Origin of the sequence: Herbaspirillum sp. RTI4, assembly GCF_034313965.1 — a bacterium.
Classification (GTDB): Bacteria; Pseudomonadota; Gammaproteobacteria; order Burkholderiales; family Burkholderiaceae_D; genus Herbaspirillum.
In genome coordinates this window covers 3681098-3697211 of sequence record NZ_JAVIWQ010000002.1, presented here as the reverse complement: position 1 = coordinate 3697211, position 16114 = coordinate 3681098, and the positions used below count along the sequence as shown (strand labels likewise).

Annotated in this window: 16 protein-coding genes; 13 read left to right on the top strand and 3 right to left on the bottom strand. The window is 55.7% G+C overall.

Annotated elements, in window-relative coordinates:
* Nucleotides 1-27: 27 nt before the first annotated feature.
* From hisC to cysM, 12 genes are all read left to right on the top strand, one after another.
* Nucleotides 28-1137, top strand: a complete 1110-nt coding sequence (gene hisC, locus RGU70_RS16435; RefSeq protein WP_322210457.1) for a histidinol-phosphate transaminase — start codon at nucleotides 28-30, stop codon at nucleotides 1135-1137.
* Between the two features lie 23 nt (nucleotides 1138-1160).
* Nucleotides 1161-2057: a prephenate dehydrogenase gene (locus tag RGU70_RS16430; protein WP_322210456.1), complete on the top strand. Its 897-nt coding sequence runs from the start codon at nucleotides 1161-1163 to the stop codon at nucleotides 2055-2057.
* Nucleotides 2058-2066: 9 nt separating this feature from the next.
* Entirely contained in the window at nucleotides 2067-3398 is a 1332-nt protein-coding gene (gene aroA, locus RGU70_RS16425) for a 3-phosphoshikimate 1-carboxyvinyltransferase (RefSeq protein WP_322210455.1), read from the top strand.
* A 13-nt stretch (nucleotides 3399-3411) separates the two neighbouring features.
* On the top strand, nucleotides 3412-4071 hold the full coding sequence (cmk, locus tag RGU70_RS16420; protein WP_322210454.1) for a (d)CMP kinase: 660 nt from the start codon (nucleotides 3412-3414) through the stop codon (nucleotides 4069-4071).
* 286 nt (nucleotides 4072-4357) lie between these two features.
* Nucleotides 4358-6079, top strand: coding sequence for a 30S ribosomal protein S1 (gene rpsA / locus RGU70_RS16415; RefSeq protein WP_322210453.1), 1722 nt, complete (start codon nucleotides 4358-4360; stop codon nucleotides 6077-6079).
* A 16-nt stretch (nucleotides 6080-6095) separates the two neighbouring features.
* A complete protein-coding gene (locus RGU70_RS16410) occupies nucleotides 6096-6401 on the top strand; it encodes an integration host factor subunit beta (RefSeq protein ID WP_322210452.1) in 306 nt (101 codons plus the stop codon).
* A gap of 248 nt (nucleotides 6402-6649) precedes the next feature.
* Nucleotides 6650-6973 (top strand): LapA family protein, encoded by a 324-nt coding sequence (locus tag RGU70_RS16405; protein ID WP_322210451.1) that lies wholly within the window; start codon nucleotides 6650-6652, stop codon nucleotides 6971-6973.
* A 15-nt stretch (nucleotides 6974-6988) separates the two neighbouring features.
* The gene (lapB, locus tag RGU70_RS16400) at nucleotides 6989-8164 is read left to right on the top strand and encodes a lipopolysaccharide assembly protein LapB (protein ID WP_322210450.1); all 1176 of its coding nucleotides are present in this window, start codon (nucleotides 6989-6991) and stop codon (nucleotides 8162-8164) included.
* A 53-nt stretch (nucleotides 8165-8217) separates the two neighbouring features.
* Entirely contained in the window at nucleotides 8218-9600 is a 1383-nt protein-coding gene (locus tag RGU70_RS16395) for a UDP-glucose/GDP-mannose dehydrogenase family protein (RefSeq protein ID WP_322210449.1), read from the top strand.
* A gap of 4 nt (nucleotides 9601-9604) precedes the next feature.
* Complete coding sequence (gene rfaE1 / locus RGU70_RS16390; RefSeq protein WP_322210448.1) at nucleotides 9605-10540, top strand: D-glycero-beta-D-manno-heptose-7-phosphate kinase; 936 nt, start codon at nucleotides 9605-9607, stop codon at nucleotides 10538-10540.
* 194 nt (nucleotides 10541-10734) lie between these two features.
* Nucleotides 10735-11079, top strand: a complete 345-nt coding sequence (locus tag RGU70_RS16385) for a ComEA family DNA-binding protein (RefSeq protein WP_322210447.1) — start codon at nucleotides 10735-10737, stop codon at nucleotides 11077-11079.
* Between the two features lie 271 nt (nucleotides 11080-11350).
* Nucleotides 11351-12253: a cysteine synthase CysM gene (cysM, locus tag RGU70_RS16380; RefSeq protein ID WP_322210446.1), complete on the top strand. Its 903-nt coding sequence runs from the start codon at nucleotides 11351-11353 to the stop codon at nucleotides 12251-12253.
* A 104-nt stretch (nucleotides 12254-12357) separates the two neighbouring features.
* Here the strand turns inward: cysM and RGU70_RS16375 are convergent, their stop codons facing one another.
* From RGU70_RS16375 to mltB, 3 genes are all read right to left on the bottom strand, one after another.
* Entirely contained in the window at nucleotides 12358-12723 is a 366-nt protein-coding gene (locus RGU70_RS16375; protein ID WP_322210445.1) for a hypothetical protein, read from the bottom strand.
* Nucleotides 12724-13031: 308 nt separating this feature from the next.
* The gene (locus tag RGU70_RS16370) at nucleotides 13032-13595 is read right to left on the bottom strand and encodes a DUF1415 domain-containing protein (RefSeq protein ID WP_322210444.1); all 564 of its coding nucleotides are present in this window, start codon (nucleotides 13593-13595) and stop codon (nucleotides 13032-13034) included.
* A gap of 207 nt (nucleotides 13596-13802) precedes the next feature.
* Entirely contained in the window at nucleotides 13803-14918 is a 1116-nt protein-coding gene (gene mltB / locus RGU70_RS16365) for a lytic murein transglycosylase B (RefSeq protein WP_322210443.1), read from the bottom strand.
* 233 nt (nucleotides 14919-15151) lie between these two features.
* Between mltB and RGU70_RS16360 the strand changes: the two genes are divergently transcribed.
* Nucleotides 15152-16093: a histone deacetylase family protein gene (locus tag RGU70_RS16360; RefSeq protein ID WP_322210442.1), complete on the top strand. Its 942-nt coding sequence runs from the start codon at nucleotides 15152-15154 to the stop codon at nucleotides 16091-16093.
* Nucleotides 16094-16114: the final 21 nt, after the last annotated feature.

The window sequence follows — 16114 nt, the reverse complement described above, 5'->3', positions numbered from 1 at the left end:
TCAATTCTTCATAAAGTACTGGCAACCATGACTTCCTTTCAATTTGCCCCAGAGTATGTCCGAGCCATCGCCCCCTATCAGGCTGGCAAACCGATTGCCGAAGTCGCCCGCGAATTCGGGCTGGATGAAGCCGGCATCGTCAAACTCGCCTCCAATGAAAATCCGCGCGGAATGCCGGAATCGGCGCGTCATGCGATTGCGCAGGCCGTCGCCGATCTGGGGCGCTACCCGGACGCTAACGGCTTTGCCCTGAAAACGGCGATCAGCGCCCGTTACGATGTGCCGCTGGACTGGATTACGCTGGGCAATGGCAGCAACGACATTCTGGAGCTGGCAGCGCATGCCTTCGTGCAGCCCGGACAGTCCGTCGTGTTCTCGCAATATGGTTTTCTGGTCTATGCATTGGCTACGCAGGGCGCAGGAGCGCAGGCGATCGAAGTGCCAGCGCGTGATTTCGGCCATGACCTGTCGGCAATGGCCGCTGCCATTCGCGACGATACGCGCCTGATCTATATCGCCAATCCGAATAATCCGACCGGCACCTTTGCCCCGGCCGAAGCGCTGGCCGATTTTCTGCGACAAGTGCCGTCGCATGTGGTGGTGGTGCTGGACGAGGCCTATAACGAATACCTGCCGGCTGCGCTGCAATACGAATCGACGGAGTGGGTGCGCCAGTATCCGAACCTGGTAGTCTCGCGCACCATGTCCAAGGCCTATGGTCTGGCTGGTCTGCGAGTGGGATTTGCCATTGCCCAGCCCGTTCTGACGGACTTGATGAACCGCATCCGGCAGCCTTTCAATGTCAATTCGCTGGCGCAGGCTGCTGCGGTTGCCGCGCTGACCGACTATGCCTTCCTGGGCGATAGCGCCGAACTCAATCGTTCCGGCTACGAGCAGTTAACGCAAGCCTTTGAAGTCATGGGGCTGGACTACGTACCGTCGTTCGGCAACTTCGTGCTGGTGAAGGTCGGTTCCGATGACGCCGCTGGCAGCCGGGTCAATCTGGCGCTGCTCAAACAAGGGATTATCGTGCGACCCGTTAATAATTACGGTTTGCCGCAGTGGCTGCGCATCACGGTGGGCTTGCCCGCCGAAAATACCGCGTTTCTGTCAGCTCTGAAGCTGGCATTGGCTTGAATTTCCCTGACCCGGGCGGACCGATGATCTTGCGTAAAGTAGTGGTGTTTGGCGTTGGTCTGATCGGCGGCTCGTTTGCGCTGGCGCTGAAGCAGGCGGGCGTGGCCACGCAGATTGTCGGGATAGGCCGTAGCAAGGCATCGCTACAGCGGGCGCTGGAGCTGGGCATTGTCGATGAGATCAGCGAGTCGGTGTCGGCAGTCAGCGGTGCCGATCTGGTACTGATTGCCACGCCGGTAGCGCAAACCGCCGGCATTTTGAGCGCCATCGTCCCGTATCTGGATGCTGCTACCGTTGTCACCGACGCCGGCAGCACCAAGAGCGACGTCGTCGCGGCCGCACGAAAGGCGCTGGGCGACAAAATAGGACAGTTCGTACCCGGCCATCCGATTGCCGGTGCCGAAGCCAGCGGCCCCGATGCTGCTACGGCTGCGCTCTATCGTGGCAAAAAAGTGGTGCTGACGGCTTTGCCGGAAAATTCGTCTGCCGCCGTCGCGCTGGTCACGCAAGCCTGGCAACAGTGCGGGGCTATCCTGCACGCGCTCACCCCCGAAATGCACGATCAGGTATTTGCCGCCGTCAGCCATCTGCCGCACTTGCTGGCGTTCGCTCTGGTGGACGATCTGGCGCGCAAGCCGCATGCCGATACCCTGTTTCAGTACGCTGCCAGCGGTTTCCGCGATTTCACCAGGATTGCCGGTTCTTCGCCTGAAATGTGGCGCGATATTGCGCTGGCCAACCGTGATGCACTGTTACAAGAACTGGACGATTACCAGACCCAACTGCTCCGTATGCGCAGCTTGCTGGAGCAGGGCGACGCGGCTGGACTGGAATCACTGTTTCACAGCGCCAGACAGGCCCGCCACGACTGGCTTGCCGCGATTGAAGCCAGCCAACCTCCTCCTGTCTTACCCCTTTAATTACCGACGATGAAATCTATTTCTTACCCGCGTTATATCGATCTGCACCCCGTGGCGCATGTGCAGGGACGCGTCAAATTGCCGGGTTCCAAGAGCATTTCCAATCGCACCCTGTTGCTGGCGGCTTTGGCCGAAGGCGTCAGCGACATCAAGGACTTGCTGGCGTCCGACGATACCCTGGTCATGCTGATGGCCTTGCAACAACTGGGCGTCAAGTGGGAACAGCGCGAAGGCAGTCGTGATTATCTGGTGCATGGCGTCGATGGCGTTTTGCCGGTGCATCAGGCCGATCTGTTCATGGGCAATGCCGGTACGGCAATCCGTCCTTTGACGGCGGCGCTGGCGGTACTCGGCGGGGATTACACTCTGCACGGCGTACCGCGCATGCATGAGCGACCTATCGGCGATCTGGTCGATGCGCTCAATGCGGTAGGCATGCGGATCGAATACACGGGAAATCCCGGTTATCCGCCCTTGCATATTCGACGCGGCCAGCTGAACGCGCAAAAGATGCAGGTGCGCGGCAATGTTTCCAGCCAGTTCCTCACTGCCCTGCTGATGGCCGCACCAATGATGGCACGAGAGCAGCCGCTGACGATCGAGGTAGCGGGCGAACTGATTTCAAAGCCCTATATAGAAATCACACTGAACCTGATGCAGCGCTTCGGCGTCGAGGTGGAACGCGATGGCTGGCAATCGTTTACGGTTGCTGCCGGACAGCGTTATCGCAGTCCGGGTGTGATCCATGTCGAGGGCGACGCTTCTTCCGCCTCGTATTTTCTGGCGGCAGGGATGATTGCCGGCGGACCGGTACGGGTCGAGGGCGTGGGGAAAAACAGCATCCAGGGCGACGTCCGTCTGGTCGATGCCTTGCGTCAGATGGGGGCGGAGATTACGGTCGGTGACAACTGGATCGAAGCCTCCTCGAATGGCGTACTGAAACCGATCGACATTGATCTTAACCATATTCCCGATGCAGCGATGACCCTCGCGGTCGCTGCGTTGTACACCGACGGTACCAGCACGCTGCGCAATATCGGCAGCTGGCGCGTGAAGGAAACCGACCGCCTGGCCGCGATGGCGACTGAATTGCGCAAACTGGGCGCGACGGTGGAGGAGGGCGCTGACTATCTGCGCGTGACCCCGCCGGCAGCATTGACTCCGGCCACTATCGATACGTATGACGATCACCGGATGGCCATGTGCTTTTCGCTGGCCTCACTGGACGGCGCGGCACGACGCGGCGTGGCAGTGCGCATCAACGACCCGGCGTGCGTGGGCAAGACCTTTCCCGAGTATTTCAGCGTATTCGCCGATATCGCCCGCCAGACTTTGATTTGAACTGAAGATAACCATGAACAGCAGTATTCCCGTAATTACCATCGACGGCCCGACCGCTTCCGGCAAGGGCACCGTTGCGCATCTGGTAGCGCAGCACTTTGGCTTCCATGTCCTCGACTCCGGCTGTCTGTACCGGCTGACCGCTTTGTCGGCGTTGCGCAGGGCGGCGCCGCTCAATGACGAACATGCCATTGCCAAGCTGGGAGAGCATTTGCAATGCCATTTTTCCGGGACGCATGTGTTTTTGGGCAACGAAGATGTCACCGCGGCAATTCGGGCCGAAGAAGTGGGCAATACCGCTTCGCGCATTGCCGCATTGCCAATGGTGCGACATGCGCTGTACGGCTTGCAGCAGAGCTTTCGCAAGGCCCCGGGACTGGTGGCGGACGGACGCGATATGGGGACGGTCATTTTCCCGCATGCCCGGCTGAAGGTGTTTTTGACCGCCAGCGTGGAGGCGCGCGCCCAAAGACGCTATAAGCAATTGATTGACAAGGGTTTTTCTGCTAGTATGCAAGACCTTTCAAAGGATTTGGCTGAACGGGACGCACGGGATATGAATCGGGCGTCTGCGCCGCTAAAACCAGCGACCGATGCACACTTACTGGATACGTCCGGCATGAGTGCAGAAGAAGCGGTGGCTCAGGTCATCGGCTGGTATTTAGCGTTATAAATTGAATGTTATAAATTCAGCTTTATAAATTCAGCTTTATAAGCAAGCGATGATTTCTGCTTTAAGGCGCATGTAGTCGGTGTTCTTTTGTAATGCCTTGCCATGTTCGTTGCTGTATTACTGTTGTGTATTGCCGCTGTCGTTTTTGCTTCATTTTGTATTTCCATTGTTGTCAGGCAGACGCAAAGTCCTGCCCGACCTTGATAAACCTAACCCAGTATCGCGGGTGTGCGCAGTTTGTGTCCTTGCGTTCATCTGATATTGGAACAAACTCTCTATCTAACCTATGTCAACCACTACTATCCTTGCTGCTGGCTCTGCCGGTTCCAGCGAATTCGCTGCTCTGTTTGAAGAGTCGCTATCACGTCAAGATATGCGCTCCGGCGAAGTTATCTCGGCGGAAGTCGTTCGTCTCGACCACAATTTTGTGATCGTCAACGCAGGCCTCAAATCTGAAGCCTTTATCCCAATCGAAGAATTCAAGAACGACAACGGTGAACTCGAAGTCAGCGTCGGTGACTTCATCTCCGTTGCTATCGAATCACTGGAAAACGGTTTCGGTGACACTATCCTGTCGCGCGACAAGGCCAAGCGTCTGGCATCGTGGCTCTCGCTGGAAAAAGCGATGGAGTCCGGCGAGATTGTTATCGGTACTGTCAATGGCAAGGTCAAGGGCGGTCTGACCGTTCTGACCAACGGCATTCGTGCCTTCCTGCCGGGTTCGCTGGTCGATACCCGTCCGGTCAAGGACACCACGCCGTTCGAAGGCAAAACGCTGGAATTCAAGGTCATCAAGCTGGACCGCAAGCGCAACAACGTGGTGCTGTCGCGCCGCGCTGTCATCGAAGCATCGATGGGCGAAGAGCGTCAAAAGCTGATGGAAACGCTGAAAGAAGGCACCGTGGTTACCGGCGTCGTCAAGAACATCACCGACTATGGCGCATTCGTGGATCTGGGCGGTATCGATGGTCTGTTGCACATCACCGATCTGGCATGGCGTCGTGTGCGTCATCCTTCGGAAGTGCTCACCGTCGGTCAGGAAATTACGGCCAAGGTCCTCAAGTACGATCAAGAAAAGAACCGCGTTTCTCTGGGCGTCAAGCAATTGGGCGACGATCCATGGACTGGCCTGTCACGTCGTTACCCACAAAGCACACGTCTGTTCGGTAAGGTCACCAATCTGACCGACTATGGCGCATTCGTTGAAGTCGAGCAGGGTATCGAAGGTTTGGTCCACGTTTCCGAAATGGACTGGACTAACAAGAACGTGGCACCAAACAAGGTCGTTCAATTGGGCGACGAAGTGGAAGTCATGGTTCTGGAAATCGACGAAGAACGTCGTCGTATCAGCCTGGGTATGAAGCAGTGCAAAGCCAATCCTTGGGATGACTTTGCAGTGACCCACAAAAAGGGTGACAAGGTTCGCGGCGCGATCAAGTCGATCACTGACTTCGGCGTGTTCATCGGCCTGACCGGCAATATCGACGGTCTGGTGCATCTGTCCGACCTGTCCTGGATCGAAACCGGCGAAGAAGCCGTGCGTCGCTTCAAAAAGGGCGACGAGCTGGAAGCTATCGTGTTGGCCATCGATGTCGAACGCGAACGCGTATCGCTGGGCGTCAAGCAACTCGAAGGCGATCCGTTCAACAACTACTCGGCAATGAACGACAAGGGCGCGCTGGTTACCGGCATCGTCAAGTCGGTCGAGCCTAAGGGCGCTGTGATCCAGTTGTCCGAAGAAGTTGAAGGCTATCTGCGTGCTTCCGAAATCTCCCGCGACCGCGTGGAAGATGCCGGTACTCACCTGAAAGTGGGCGACAGCGTCGAAGCAATGGTCCTCAACATCGATCGCAAAGCTCGCAGCATCCAGCTGTCGATCAAGGCGAAAGACAATGTCGATACGCAAGAAGCCATGCAAAAAATGTCGACCGCCTCCGACTCCAATGCAGCATCGGGCACTACCAGCCTGGGCGCTTTGTTGAAGGCAAAATTCGACAACAAGAACTAAGTTGTCGAGAACCTGAATGACAAAGTCTGAGCTGATTGCTCGTTTGGCCGAGCGTTATCCGCAGCTGGTAGCTAAAGATGCGGATTACGCGGTCAAAACGATACTCGACGCCATGGTCGATGCGCTGTCCACAGGGCAGCGTATCGAAATCCGCGGTTTTGGTAGTTTTTCGCTGAACCGCAGACCACCGCGCATCGGACGTAATCCTAAGTCTGGCGAAAAAGTGATGGTGCCCGAAAAACGGGTACCCCATTTCAAGCCGGGTAAAGAGTTACGCGAACGGGTGGACGCCATGGCGGGACAGCCAATTCTGGAAGACTGAGTCAGGCGTCATGCCTGACCACCTTGTTTCCCTGCCGCAAGCCAGGTAAAACAATGCAATAAATTGAAACGGCATCCTCGGATGCCGTTTTTTTTCACGTACAATTTCGCACTTGCGCTTGGGCTTAGGGATGAACAGCCAATCGCCGTGTTGCATGACAGGGAATTACCCGCAAAGGCGGCATCCCCGTATCGAATACAATCAGTGCAATCGGCGATATCGCCAGTAGTGCTCAATAAGGATTTGCCATGAAAATTATCACCCGATTGTTAGCGGCCATTTTTTTCATCATTTTTTTCAGCTTTGCGCTAAAAAACACACAAGAAATCACGCTGCACTTTTTCCTCGGATATCAACGTAGCGACCCCTTGGTGCTGGTGCTGCTGGTCTGTTTTGTCGGCGGCGTGATACTAGGCGTTTTGGCGATGATTCCCACTGTGCTCAGACACCGGCGCGAAGCCTCCCGGCATAAAAAGGCACTGGCCCTGATCGCCAAAGAAACCGAAGCGCAGCTACGTGCGCAAACCTCGCCGCAACCCGACAACATCATCTCCCCCCAGCACCTCATTTAAGAACAGTACATTTCTATGGAATTTGAATTCTGGTGGTTGCTGGGCATTCCCGTGTTTTTCGGTCTCGGATGGATTGCGGCCCGGATCGACATTAATCAACTGCTGTCGGAATCCCGCACCTTGCCGCGTGGATATTTCAAAGGCCTGAATTTTCTACTGAACGAAGAGCCGGACAAGGCCATCGATGCCTTCATCGACATCGTCAAGCTCGATCCCGAAACCGCCGACATGCACTTTGCGCTGGGCAACCTGTTTCGCCGTCGCGGCGAGACGGAACGCGCCATCCGCGTGCATCAGAATTTGCTGGCACGACCCGATTTGCCGCTGGAGCAAAAACTGCAGGCGCAGTACGAGCTGGGACAGGATTACCTGAAAGCCGGTTTGCTGGATCGCGCCGAATCCACGTTTTACAAATTGATGAACACGCTCTATACCGCACAAGCCGGCCGCGCCCTGCTGGAAATCTATCAGCGCGAGAAAGAATGGCTGCGGGCGATCAAGGCAACCGAAGCCTTGCAGGAGTCTGGCGTTGGTACCCGACCCAAGGAAATCGCGCAGTTCTACTGTGAACTGGCGGAGGACGAGCTGGTGCATACCGATCCCGACGCTGCCATGGTCATGCTGGAGAAAGCCCTTGCCGTTGATCGCAACAGCGTGCGCGCCACCATATTGCTGGGCGATACGCATCTGGCGAAAGGCGACCGCGAAGCCGCATTGATGGCATGGCGTCGTGTGGAGCATCAGAGCGTGCCGCACGTCGCCTTAGTGGCGCAGCGGCTGATGGACAACTATCAAGCCGTAGGGCGACCACAGGAAGGCGTCAATTTGCTGCGCTCCTATCTGGCGGAAGCCCCCTCGATTGACTTGCTCGAAGTGGTCTTCAAGGCGGTACTCGAGCGCGACGGCGTCGAAGCCGCCAGTCAGTTGGCCGCCGATGAATTGCGCCGCACGCCGACTTTGCTGGGGCTGGATAAATTCCTGGAAGCCCGTCTGATGAACGCCTCGGCGGAAGTACGGCCCGAGCTGGCGATCGTCAAAACGCTGGTGCATGGCTATACCCAAAAACTGGCGCGCTATCAATGTTCGCATTGCGGTTTCAAGGCACGGCAGTTCTACTGGCACTGCCCCGGCTGCAACTGCTGGGAAACCTACCCGCCGCGCCGCACTGAAGAACTGAATGTGATGAATTGATGCGTGTTTAACGTATCCACGTCGCCACAAAATGCATTTATGGGGAAGTAAGTATGAAAATAACAATTGTCGGCACCGGCTATGTTGGCCTCGTCACAGGCGCTTGTCTCGCCGAATTGGGAAATAACGTGTTTTGCCTCGACGTGGATCAGAGCAAAATCGACTTGTTGAACGGTGGAGGCATACCCATCCACGAGCCGGGTCTGGAAGATGTGGTCAAGCGTAACCGGCAAGCCGGCCGTTTGATTTTTTCCACGGATATTGCCGCCAGCGTGGCGCATGGCGAACTCCAGTTCATCGCGGTCGGCACTCCGCCCGATGAAGATGGCGCTGCCGATCTGCAATACGTACTGGCAGCGGCCCGCAATATCGGTAAATACATGACCGGCTTCAAGGTGATCGTCGACAAATCGACGGTGCCGGTCGGCACAGCCGACAAGGTCACGCTGGCTCTGCGCGAGGAACTTCAACAGCGCGGTGGCGCGATTGCCGATCTCGGATTTTCCGTCGTATCGAATCCCGAATTTCTGAAAGAAGGCGCGGCGGTTGAGGATTTCATGCGACCAGATCGCATCGTCATCGGTTGTGACCAGACCAGTGACGGTATTGTCGCGAAACAGAAAATGAAAACCCTGTATGCGCCCTTTAACCGAAATCATGAGCGCACTTTCTGGATGGATGTGCGCTCGGCTGAATTCACCAAATACGCCGCCAACGCCATGCTGGCCACCCGCATTTCCTTCATGAACGAGTTGGCCAATCTGGCCGATCAGGTGGGCGTCGATATTGAGGCAGTGCGCCACGGCATCGGCTCCGACCCGCGCATCGGTCACAGTTTTCTCTATGCGGGCTGCGGTTACGGCGGTTCGTGTTTCCCCAAGGATGTGCAGGCGCTGGAACGCACGGCGCGTGAATACGGCCAGGATTTGCTGGTGCTGCGCGCCGTCGAGCAAGTCAATAACCTGCAAAAACATATTCTTGGCAAAAAAATCGTTACCCGTTTTGGCGATGATCTGAGCGGACGCCGTTTCGCCGTATGGGGTCTGGCGTTCAAACCGAATACCGATGACATGCGCGAAGCCTCGTCCCGGGTGTTGCTGGGTGAACTGATCGGACGTGGCGCCAGTGTCGCGGTCTACGATCCGGTCGCCATGAAAGAGGCGCGCCGCGTACTGGAACTCGATTTCGCCGGCCGGCCGGAATTGCTGGCGCGTATCCATTTCTGCGAAGAGCCGATGGCAGCGCTCGACGGTGCGGATGCGCTGGTCATCGTGACCGAATGGAAAACCTTTCGCAGCCCTGATTTCGGGCAACTCAAGGCCTGTCTGAAAACGCCGGTGATTTTCGATGGCCGCAATCTGTTTGAGCCCTCCGTGATGGCCGATGCCGGATTTGAATACCATGGCATCGGGCGATCCGTGCTGACCCGAGGATAAACGAATGATCGATGCGAAATTTTCTGCCGCGCTGACCACCACGCGCATGCTGGTGGTGGGCGATGTGATGCTGGACCGCTACTGGTTCGGTGAAGTCACCCGCATTTCTCCGGAAGCCCCGGTACCCATTGTGCGCATCAGGAAGCGCGAAGAGCGTCTTGGCGGCGCAGCCAACGTCGCGCGCAATGCGGCCGCCTTGGGGGTGCATACGGCCCTGCTGGGGGTTGTTGGGCAGGATGAAGCGGGCGACGCCGTAGAGCGCATGCTGAGCGAGGCTGGCATCCATAGTTTCCTGAACCGCGACCAAGCCATCTCGACCATTATCAAATTGCGGGTCATTGGCCAGCAGCAACAACTGGTGCGCGTGGATTTCGAAGAAGTCCCTACCGATGCCGTATTGCGCGACAAGCTCACCCAATTCAACGCGCTGGTCGCCGATTTTGATGTGATCGTGCTGTCCGATTACGCCAAGGGCGGACTGGTCAATGTCGCCGAGATGATCGCCAAAGCCAAAGCGCTGGGCAAGCGGGTGCTGGTCGATCCCAAAGGGGACGATTTCACGCGTTATGCCGGTGCCTCGCTGCTGACGCCGAATCGTTCGGAACTCATACGCGTGATCGGCCCCTGGCATAACGAAGAAGAATTGACGACCAAGGCGCAAAATCTGCGTCAGTCACTGCACATGGAGGCGCTGCTGCTGACCCGTTCGGAAGAGGGCATGACCCTCTATCTGGATCAGCAGGTAGTGAATATTCCGGCGATGGCGCGGGAAGTGTTCGATGTTTCCGGTGCAGGCGACACGGTGATTGCAACCATGGCGGCCATGCTGGGCGCAGGTATGCCCCTGATTGACGCTGTGACCGTCGCCAATCGTGCTGGCGGCATTGTGGTCGGCAAGCTGGGTACTGCCACAGTGACCCGCGAAGAGTTGGGTATCTAGAGCCCTGTAAAACTGGTTTTTAGAAAAACTGCGAGATAAAAATTCACGTTGTTTGTCTACTGCCGTATTTGGCCATATCGTTAAGCGAGGGCATGTCAGCCGACCTGCATTCACCTCTGCGGCATCCGTCCTGATTTCGCCTTGTTTCAGGGCAGGGCGGATCCCGATATCACCATTATCGGAAAGACAAAACCATGTTGAAAAAACTTTCGTTCATCCTGGCGACAGTGATCGCCTCCACCGGCATCGCTTTTGCCAGTGCCGATGTCAACAAAGCCGATCAGGCTGCGCTCGACAGCATCAAGGGAATCGGCCCGGCAACGTCCAAGCGGATTCTTGATGAGCGGAAAAAAGGTGGCAACTTCAAGGATTGGACGGATCTCGAAACGCGGGTGAAAGGCATAGGCGAAAAAAATGCCGCCAAGATGTCCCAGGCCGGATTAACCGTCAACGGACAGGCAAAGAGCGGTGCAAAACCTGCCGCGGCAGCAACTACAGCGGCCAAGCCGGTAGCGCCCGCCAAACCGGCTAGTCGATAACAATAAAGAGTCGTCGTTTTCAGCTAAGCCCCTTTATCTGAACTGAATCCCGAAAGTCGGACATCCACTTTCGGGATTTTTTATTGGCCAATCCACCTCCGGTTCGCCGCATTTTGCCCGACAGGACGGCTGTGGCAGCAATAAAAAACATTCCATAGCTGGATTCGTCATATCCATATGAAAATCCTGTCGCTAGCAGGACATACGCAGGGTCGGCATACGGATTAAAATGCACCTCCTATCAAGATTCCCAGGCGAGCCTCCAGACACCATGCCCTATCTGACCATTGAAGACACCATCGGCAATACTCCCCTCATCCAATTGCGCAAACTTGGCGGGGAAGAGGCGGTGCGCCGCAACAATGTCATCCTCGGCAAGCTGGAAGGCAACAATCCGGCCGGCTCGGTCAAGGACAGACCCGCGCTGTCGATGATACGCAAGGCCGAAGAGCGCGGCGATATCAAGCCGGGCGACACGCTGATCGAAGCTACCAGCGGCAATACCGGCATTGCGCTGGCGATGGTGGCCTCCATGCGCGGCTACAAGATGATTCTGCTGATGCCGGAAAATCTGAGCGAAGAGCGGCGACAAAGCATGGCAGCGTATGGTGCCAAAATCGTATTGACGCCGAAAAGCGGCGGCATGGAATATGCCCGCGACCTGGCCGAACAAATGCAAAGGGAAGGGCAGGGCATAATCCTGGATCAGTTTAGTAATTCCGATAATTCGCTGGCGCACTATGAAACCACCGGGCCGGAGTTATGGCGCGACACCGAAGGACGCATTACCCATTTCGTCAGCGCAATGGGGACTACCGGCACGATCATGGGCGTATCGCGCTATTTGAAAGAGCAAAATCAGGCGATTCAGATTATTGGCGCGCAGCCCGAAGAGGGATCGCAGATTCCCGGTATCCGTAAATGGCCGGAAGCCTATCTGCCGAAGATTTACGATAAATCACGCGTCGATCAGATCGAATATGTCAGCCAGGCCAGCGCAGAGCATCTGGCGCGCCGGCTAGCGATAGAAGAGGGCATTTTCTGTGGCATTTCTGCCGCAGGCGCTTGTGAAGTTGCGCTGCGCATTGCGCAGCAAGTGGAAAATGCCACGATCGCATTTATCGTTTGTGATCGTGGCGATCGTTACTTATCGACGGGTGTGTTTCCGGCCTGACATTCGTCACCGGCAATAAAAAATGCCGCTGTAGCCCCAGATGAGGCTGCAGCGGCACTTCTTGCAAAAGGAATGCAGTAGCGTTTAAACGCTATTGGCTTCCCTCAACTCTGCAGTAATTGTACTGGCGGGACAGGCTTTGGTTTGAACTGCTTGTCGCTGATCCGGAATTTCTCACGACGATCGCCCATGAGAGCGCGTAGTTCGCGGATGGACAGGTCGCTGACTTCGTGCATTCTGATTAATAAAGAGGCACCGACAGGAAGTCTGCGGTGCCGTATTTTACTGATCACCGGTGGCGCCACTTCCAGCGCACGCGATAAAGCCGCATCGTTTTTCAAATGCAATTTCTTGAGCAATGCATCCAGCAGATGATTAGGATCGTAACTGGCCGGTGCGACCAGTAGTGCCTCCCGGTTGTCAGGCACTATGCTATTAACAATAGTGTGTGTAGTTGTATTTGTATTCATAGTTCCCGCCCCTTGGTTTTCATTAGCCCCCCCCTACGGACAGATAAAAATTGCGCATTGGAAAATACTGTTCGGTACGCAATCCCTACCCATTTTTAAACCTAAGCACCCTACATTTTTAGTGCGAAAACAGGCTTTGCGCCTTTATTTTTGCTGCTGGATAAATTTTTTAATGGTCTTGCAAAGGGATAGTCCGAGTGAGTTTATTAATTGCAATTTTATTTATTACCTTTTCCATGGCATGAAAGAAATAATTTCAATAAAACATCTCGAACTATTAATGCATCTTAACAGGAAATTTTCTAATTTTAAATATTGCGTAACAGGTTTTTTTGTATTTGTTCCAATTTCTCAATTCCCAACTTTTGAAGTGTTGTTATATTTACTTCAAAAATATCAGCGGCATCGGGAATCGACCTGACTGCCCTCTCTATGCTCTCTTCTCTTAGTAAATGCAGCATAGGAAACGGGGAACGATTCGTATTGTTTTCAATATCGGTACTGGAGGTATTGGAAAATTGATAATCAGGATGAAAGCTGGCGATTTGAAGAATGCCTTCTAAACCGCATTGCGAAACTAATCCATCTGCAATAGAAAGAAAATCGTTGTAATCGAGAAAATTAATTAATACATAAGGGTGTATGAGTAAAACAGTCTCGATTATTTCTGAAGAAGCAACATTTAATGTTTCTAACTCAGTCTTCAACTCTTCTTCTAGTTTTTCAGATGTTGTGGCCTTACTCACAACATAACGAATCTGCCCTTTTGAATGCACCGATTTGGCGAAAGGGCAAAGATTCAAACCGATGACGATCTGCTCCAGCCAGGCGGTAGTGAGGGCGATGACATATTCAGGGGACTGTGTATTCATGAGGGGGATGGAGCATGAGGGCGTTAATTAGAATCCTTGCGGTTAAAAACCATGCGCAAGGGAGCGGCTGCTGAAGCTGCGGCACGGCAAGGACGGAGGCAGTAGACCTCTCAGGCACGACGGCATCTCTTCTCCCGCCCTTGCGCCGTTAGCCAAGCCTGATAGAGGTTCTCAACGCGGAGGGTGACGAACCCCCTCCATACTTATTCAGAGACCGTGAGCGGCCCGCAACGCTTGCGCCAGATCAATAACCGACATGGCGTAAAAATAACTGCGGTTATAAAAAGTAACGGCAAAGAAATTCGTGGTTGCCAGCCAGTACTCCGTCGGCTCCAGACCATTTTGCAAGTCGATCAGACCATAGTTCAGGTTGGCGGGCGCATCGAGTCCCGGCGTTACCCCTGCCAGTTTCAAGTCACTCAGACTGAATTTGGCCTCCAGCCCCTGATTGGTCAGCTCCTGCCAGCGATTGCTGCCATCGTTTGCCAGGCCCATCACCGCCGGAAACACCGTCGGCAGGGCGCGCTGCCAACCGTGTTCTTGCAGGAAGTGGGCGACGCTACCAATCGCATCGACCGGTGAATTGCGCAAATCGATGTGACCATCGCCATCGAAGTCCACCGCATAGCGCCGTATGCTGCCCGGCATGAACTGGGGCCAGCCAATGGCACCGGCATACGACCCCAGCAAAGAAAACGGATCGATACCGGCGTCACGGGCAAACAGCAAGGTCTGTTCCAGCTCGCCTCTGAAAAACACCATGCGTGCCTCGCGGTTCGAGACATCGGGATAATCGAAGGCCAGCGTGGCAATCGCATCCATCACACGGAAGTTACCGGTATTGCGCCCATAGACGGTTTCCACGCCAATAATGGCGACGATAATTTCCGCCGGCACACCATACTGGGCTTCTGCCCGGTTCAGATCAGCCTCGTATTTGCTCCAGAAGGCCGCGCCCGCCTTGATCCGCACCGGCTCGACAAAGCGGGCGCGATACGCCTGCCAGTTTTTGGGTTTGCCGGATGCCGCAGGCTTGACCAGTTGCAAGGCCGCATTGATATGGCGGGTATCGTTAAAGACCGTTTGCAGACCCTGTTTGTCAAAGCCGTTTTTAGCGACCATGTCATCAATGAAGGTGTTGACTGCTTTCCACTGACTGAAGCTGACGAACTCGTCGGGCGGCGTTTCCGTCAGCGGCAGACGTGTTTTATCCTTTGCCGCCGCTTGCGCCAGAGGCGGTAGTGCGGCGCTGAAAGACAAAGTAACAAGGAGTCCGGCAAAAAATAAGGGGCGTGGCAAACGCAAGGCGAAAAAAGTCGGCATATCGGGCAGGGGGAGAATGGGCGAGTGGGTGGGCGAATAGGACTGGCAAGCCGACAAGGATTCGGCGGATTGTCAGGTAACGTGGGCAGCCGCGAGTATATCGCATCACCTTCTCTACCCGGTTGTGAGGCGATGCCGCGCAACTCCAAAGCGGTTACACTGAGCGAGCACAATAAAAACACCATCGGTTTGACCGAGACACCCCTTACACAGCGATTGAACCGCCCGCACCGATGACTACTGCCTTTTACACGCATCCAGAGTGTCAGCGACATGACATGGGCGACTGGCATCCCGAAAGCCCGGCCCGACTGCAGGCGATTGAGGACCAGCTCATTGCCAGCCGCATTGACCCGTATATAGAACGGCGCATCGCGCCCCCGGCCAGCATTGAAGCCTTGCGCCGGATTCATACCGCGAACGCCATTGCGCTGGTAAGGGATCACGTCGAAGGTCTGGCCGTCAGCGGCGAAACCTATTACCCGCTGGATGCCGACACCCTCCTCAATTCCCATAGCTGGCAGGCGGCATTGCACGCCGCCGGCGCCGCCATTGCCGCCACCGACGCCGTCATCAGCGGTGAAATCGACAATGCCTTTTGCTCTATCCGCCCGCCCGGGCACCATGCGCGCCCCTCGGCGCCGATGGGATTTTGCCTGTTCAATAATGTGGCCATCGCCGCCCGGCATGCGCTGGAAGTGCATGGACTGGAACGGATAGCGATCATCGATTTCGATGTGCATCACGGCAACGGCACGCAGGAAGCCTTTGCGCAGGAAGAGCGGATCATGATGGTGAGCTTCTTCCAGCACCCCTTCTTTCCTTTTTGCGGGGCGGAAGCCAGCCTCTCGCATAGCGTCAACGTACCGGTGCCGGCCTATACCAACGGCGCGGCGGTGCGGCAACTGGTGGAAGAGAAATGGCTGCCGGCGCTGCATGCCTTCCGCCCGCAACTGATTTACATCTCAGCCGGTTTCGACGCCCATCGTGAAGATGACATGGGACAGATGGGGCTGGTCGAGGCCGACTATGCCTGGATGACGCAGCAAATCATGGCAGTAGCGCGGCAATACGCCCGGGGACGCATCGTCAGTTGCCTGGAAGGCGGCTATGCCCTGTCCGCACTGGGGCGCAGCGTAGTGGCCCATCTGAAGGTGCTGGCCGAGCTCGATTGAACCCCCGCTGTGTAAGCACAA

Coding starts and splice junctions, on each gene's coding strand:
- hisC (WP_322210457.1), top strand. CDS start 28: ATGACTTCCTTTCAATTTGCCCCAGAGTATGTCCGAGCCATCGCCCCC.
- RGU70_RS16430 (WP_322210456.1), top strand. CDS start 1,161: ATGATCTTGCGTAAAGTAGTGGTGTTTGGCGTTGGTCTGATCGGCGGC.
- aroA (WP_322210455.1), top strand. CDS start 2,067: ATGAAATCTATTTCTTACCCGCGTTATATCGATCTGCACCCCGTGGCG.
- cmk (WP_322210454.1), top strand. CDS start 3,412: ATGAACAGCAGTATTCCCGTAATTACCATCGACGGCCCGACCGCTTCC.
- rpsA (WP_322210453.1), top strand. CDS start 4,358: ATGTCAACCACTACTATCCTTGCTGCTGGCTCTGCCGGTTCCAGCGAA.
- RGU70_RS16410 (WP_322210452.1), top strand. CDS start 6,096: ATGACAAAGTCTGAGCTGATTGCTCGTTTGGCCGAGCGTTATCCGCAG.
- RGU70_RS16405 (WP_322210451.1), top strand. CDS start 6,650: ATGAAAATTATCACCCGATTGTTAGCGGCCATTTTTTTCATCATTTTT.
- lapB (WP_322210450.1), top strand. CDS start 6,989: ATGGAATTTGAATTCTGGTGGTTGCTGGGCATTCCCGTGTTTTTCGGT.
- RGU70_RS16395 (WP_322210449.1), top strand. CDS start 8,218: ATGAAAATAACAATTGTCGGCACCGGCTATGTTGGCCTCGTCACAGGC.
- rfaE1 (WP_322210448.1), top strand. CDS start 9,605: ATGATCGATGCGAAATTTTCTGCCGCGCTGACCACCACGCGCATGCTG.
- RGU70_RS16385 (WP_322210447.1), top strand. CDS start 10,735: ATGTTGAAAAAACTTTCGTTCATCCTGGCGACAGTGATCGCCTCCACC.
- cysM (WP_322210446.1), top strand. CDS start 11,351: ATGCCCTATCTGACCATTGAAGACACCATCGGCAATACTCCCCTCATC.
- RGU70_RS16375 (WP_322210445.1), bottom strand. CDS start 12,723: ATGAATACAAATACAACTACACACACTATTGTTAATAGCATAGTGCCT.
- RGU70_RS16370 (WP_322210444.1), bottom strand. CDS start 13,595: ATGAATACACAGTCCCCTGAATATGTCATCGCCCTCACTACCGCCTGG.
- mltB (WP_322210443.1), bottom strand. CDS start 14,918: ATGCCGACTTTTTTCGCCTTGCGTTTGCCACGCCCCTTATTTTTTGCC.
- RGU70_RS16360 (WP_322210442.1), top strand. CDS start 15,152: ATGACTACTGCCTTTTACACGCATCCAGAGTGTCAGCGACATGACATG.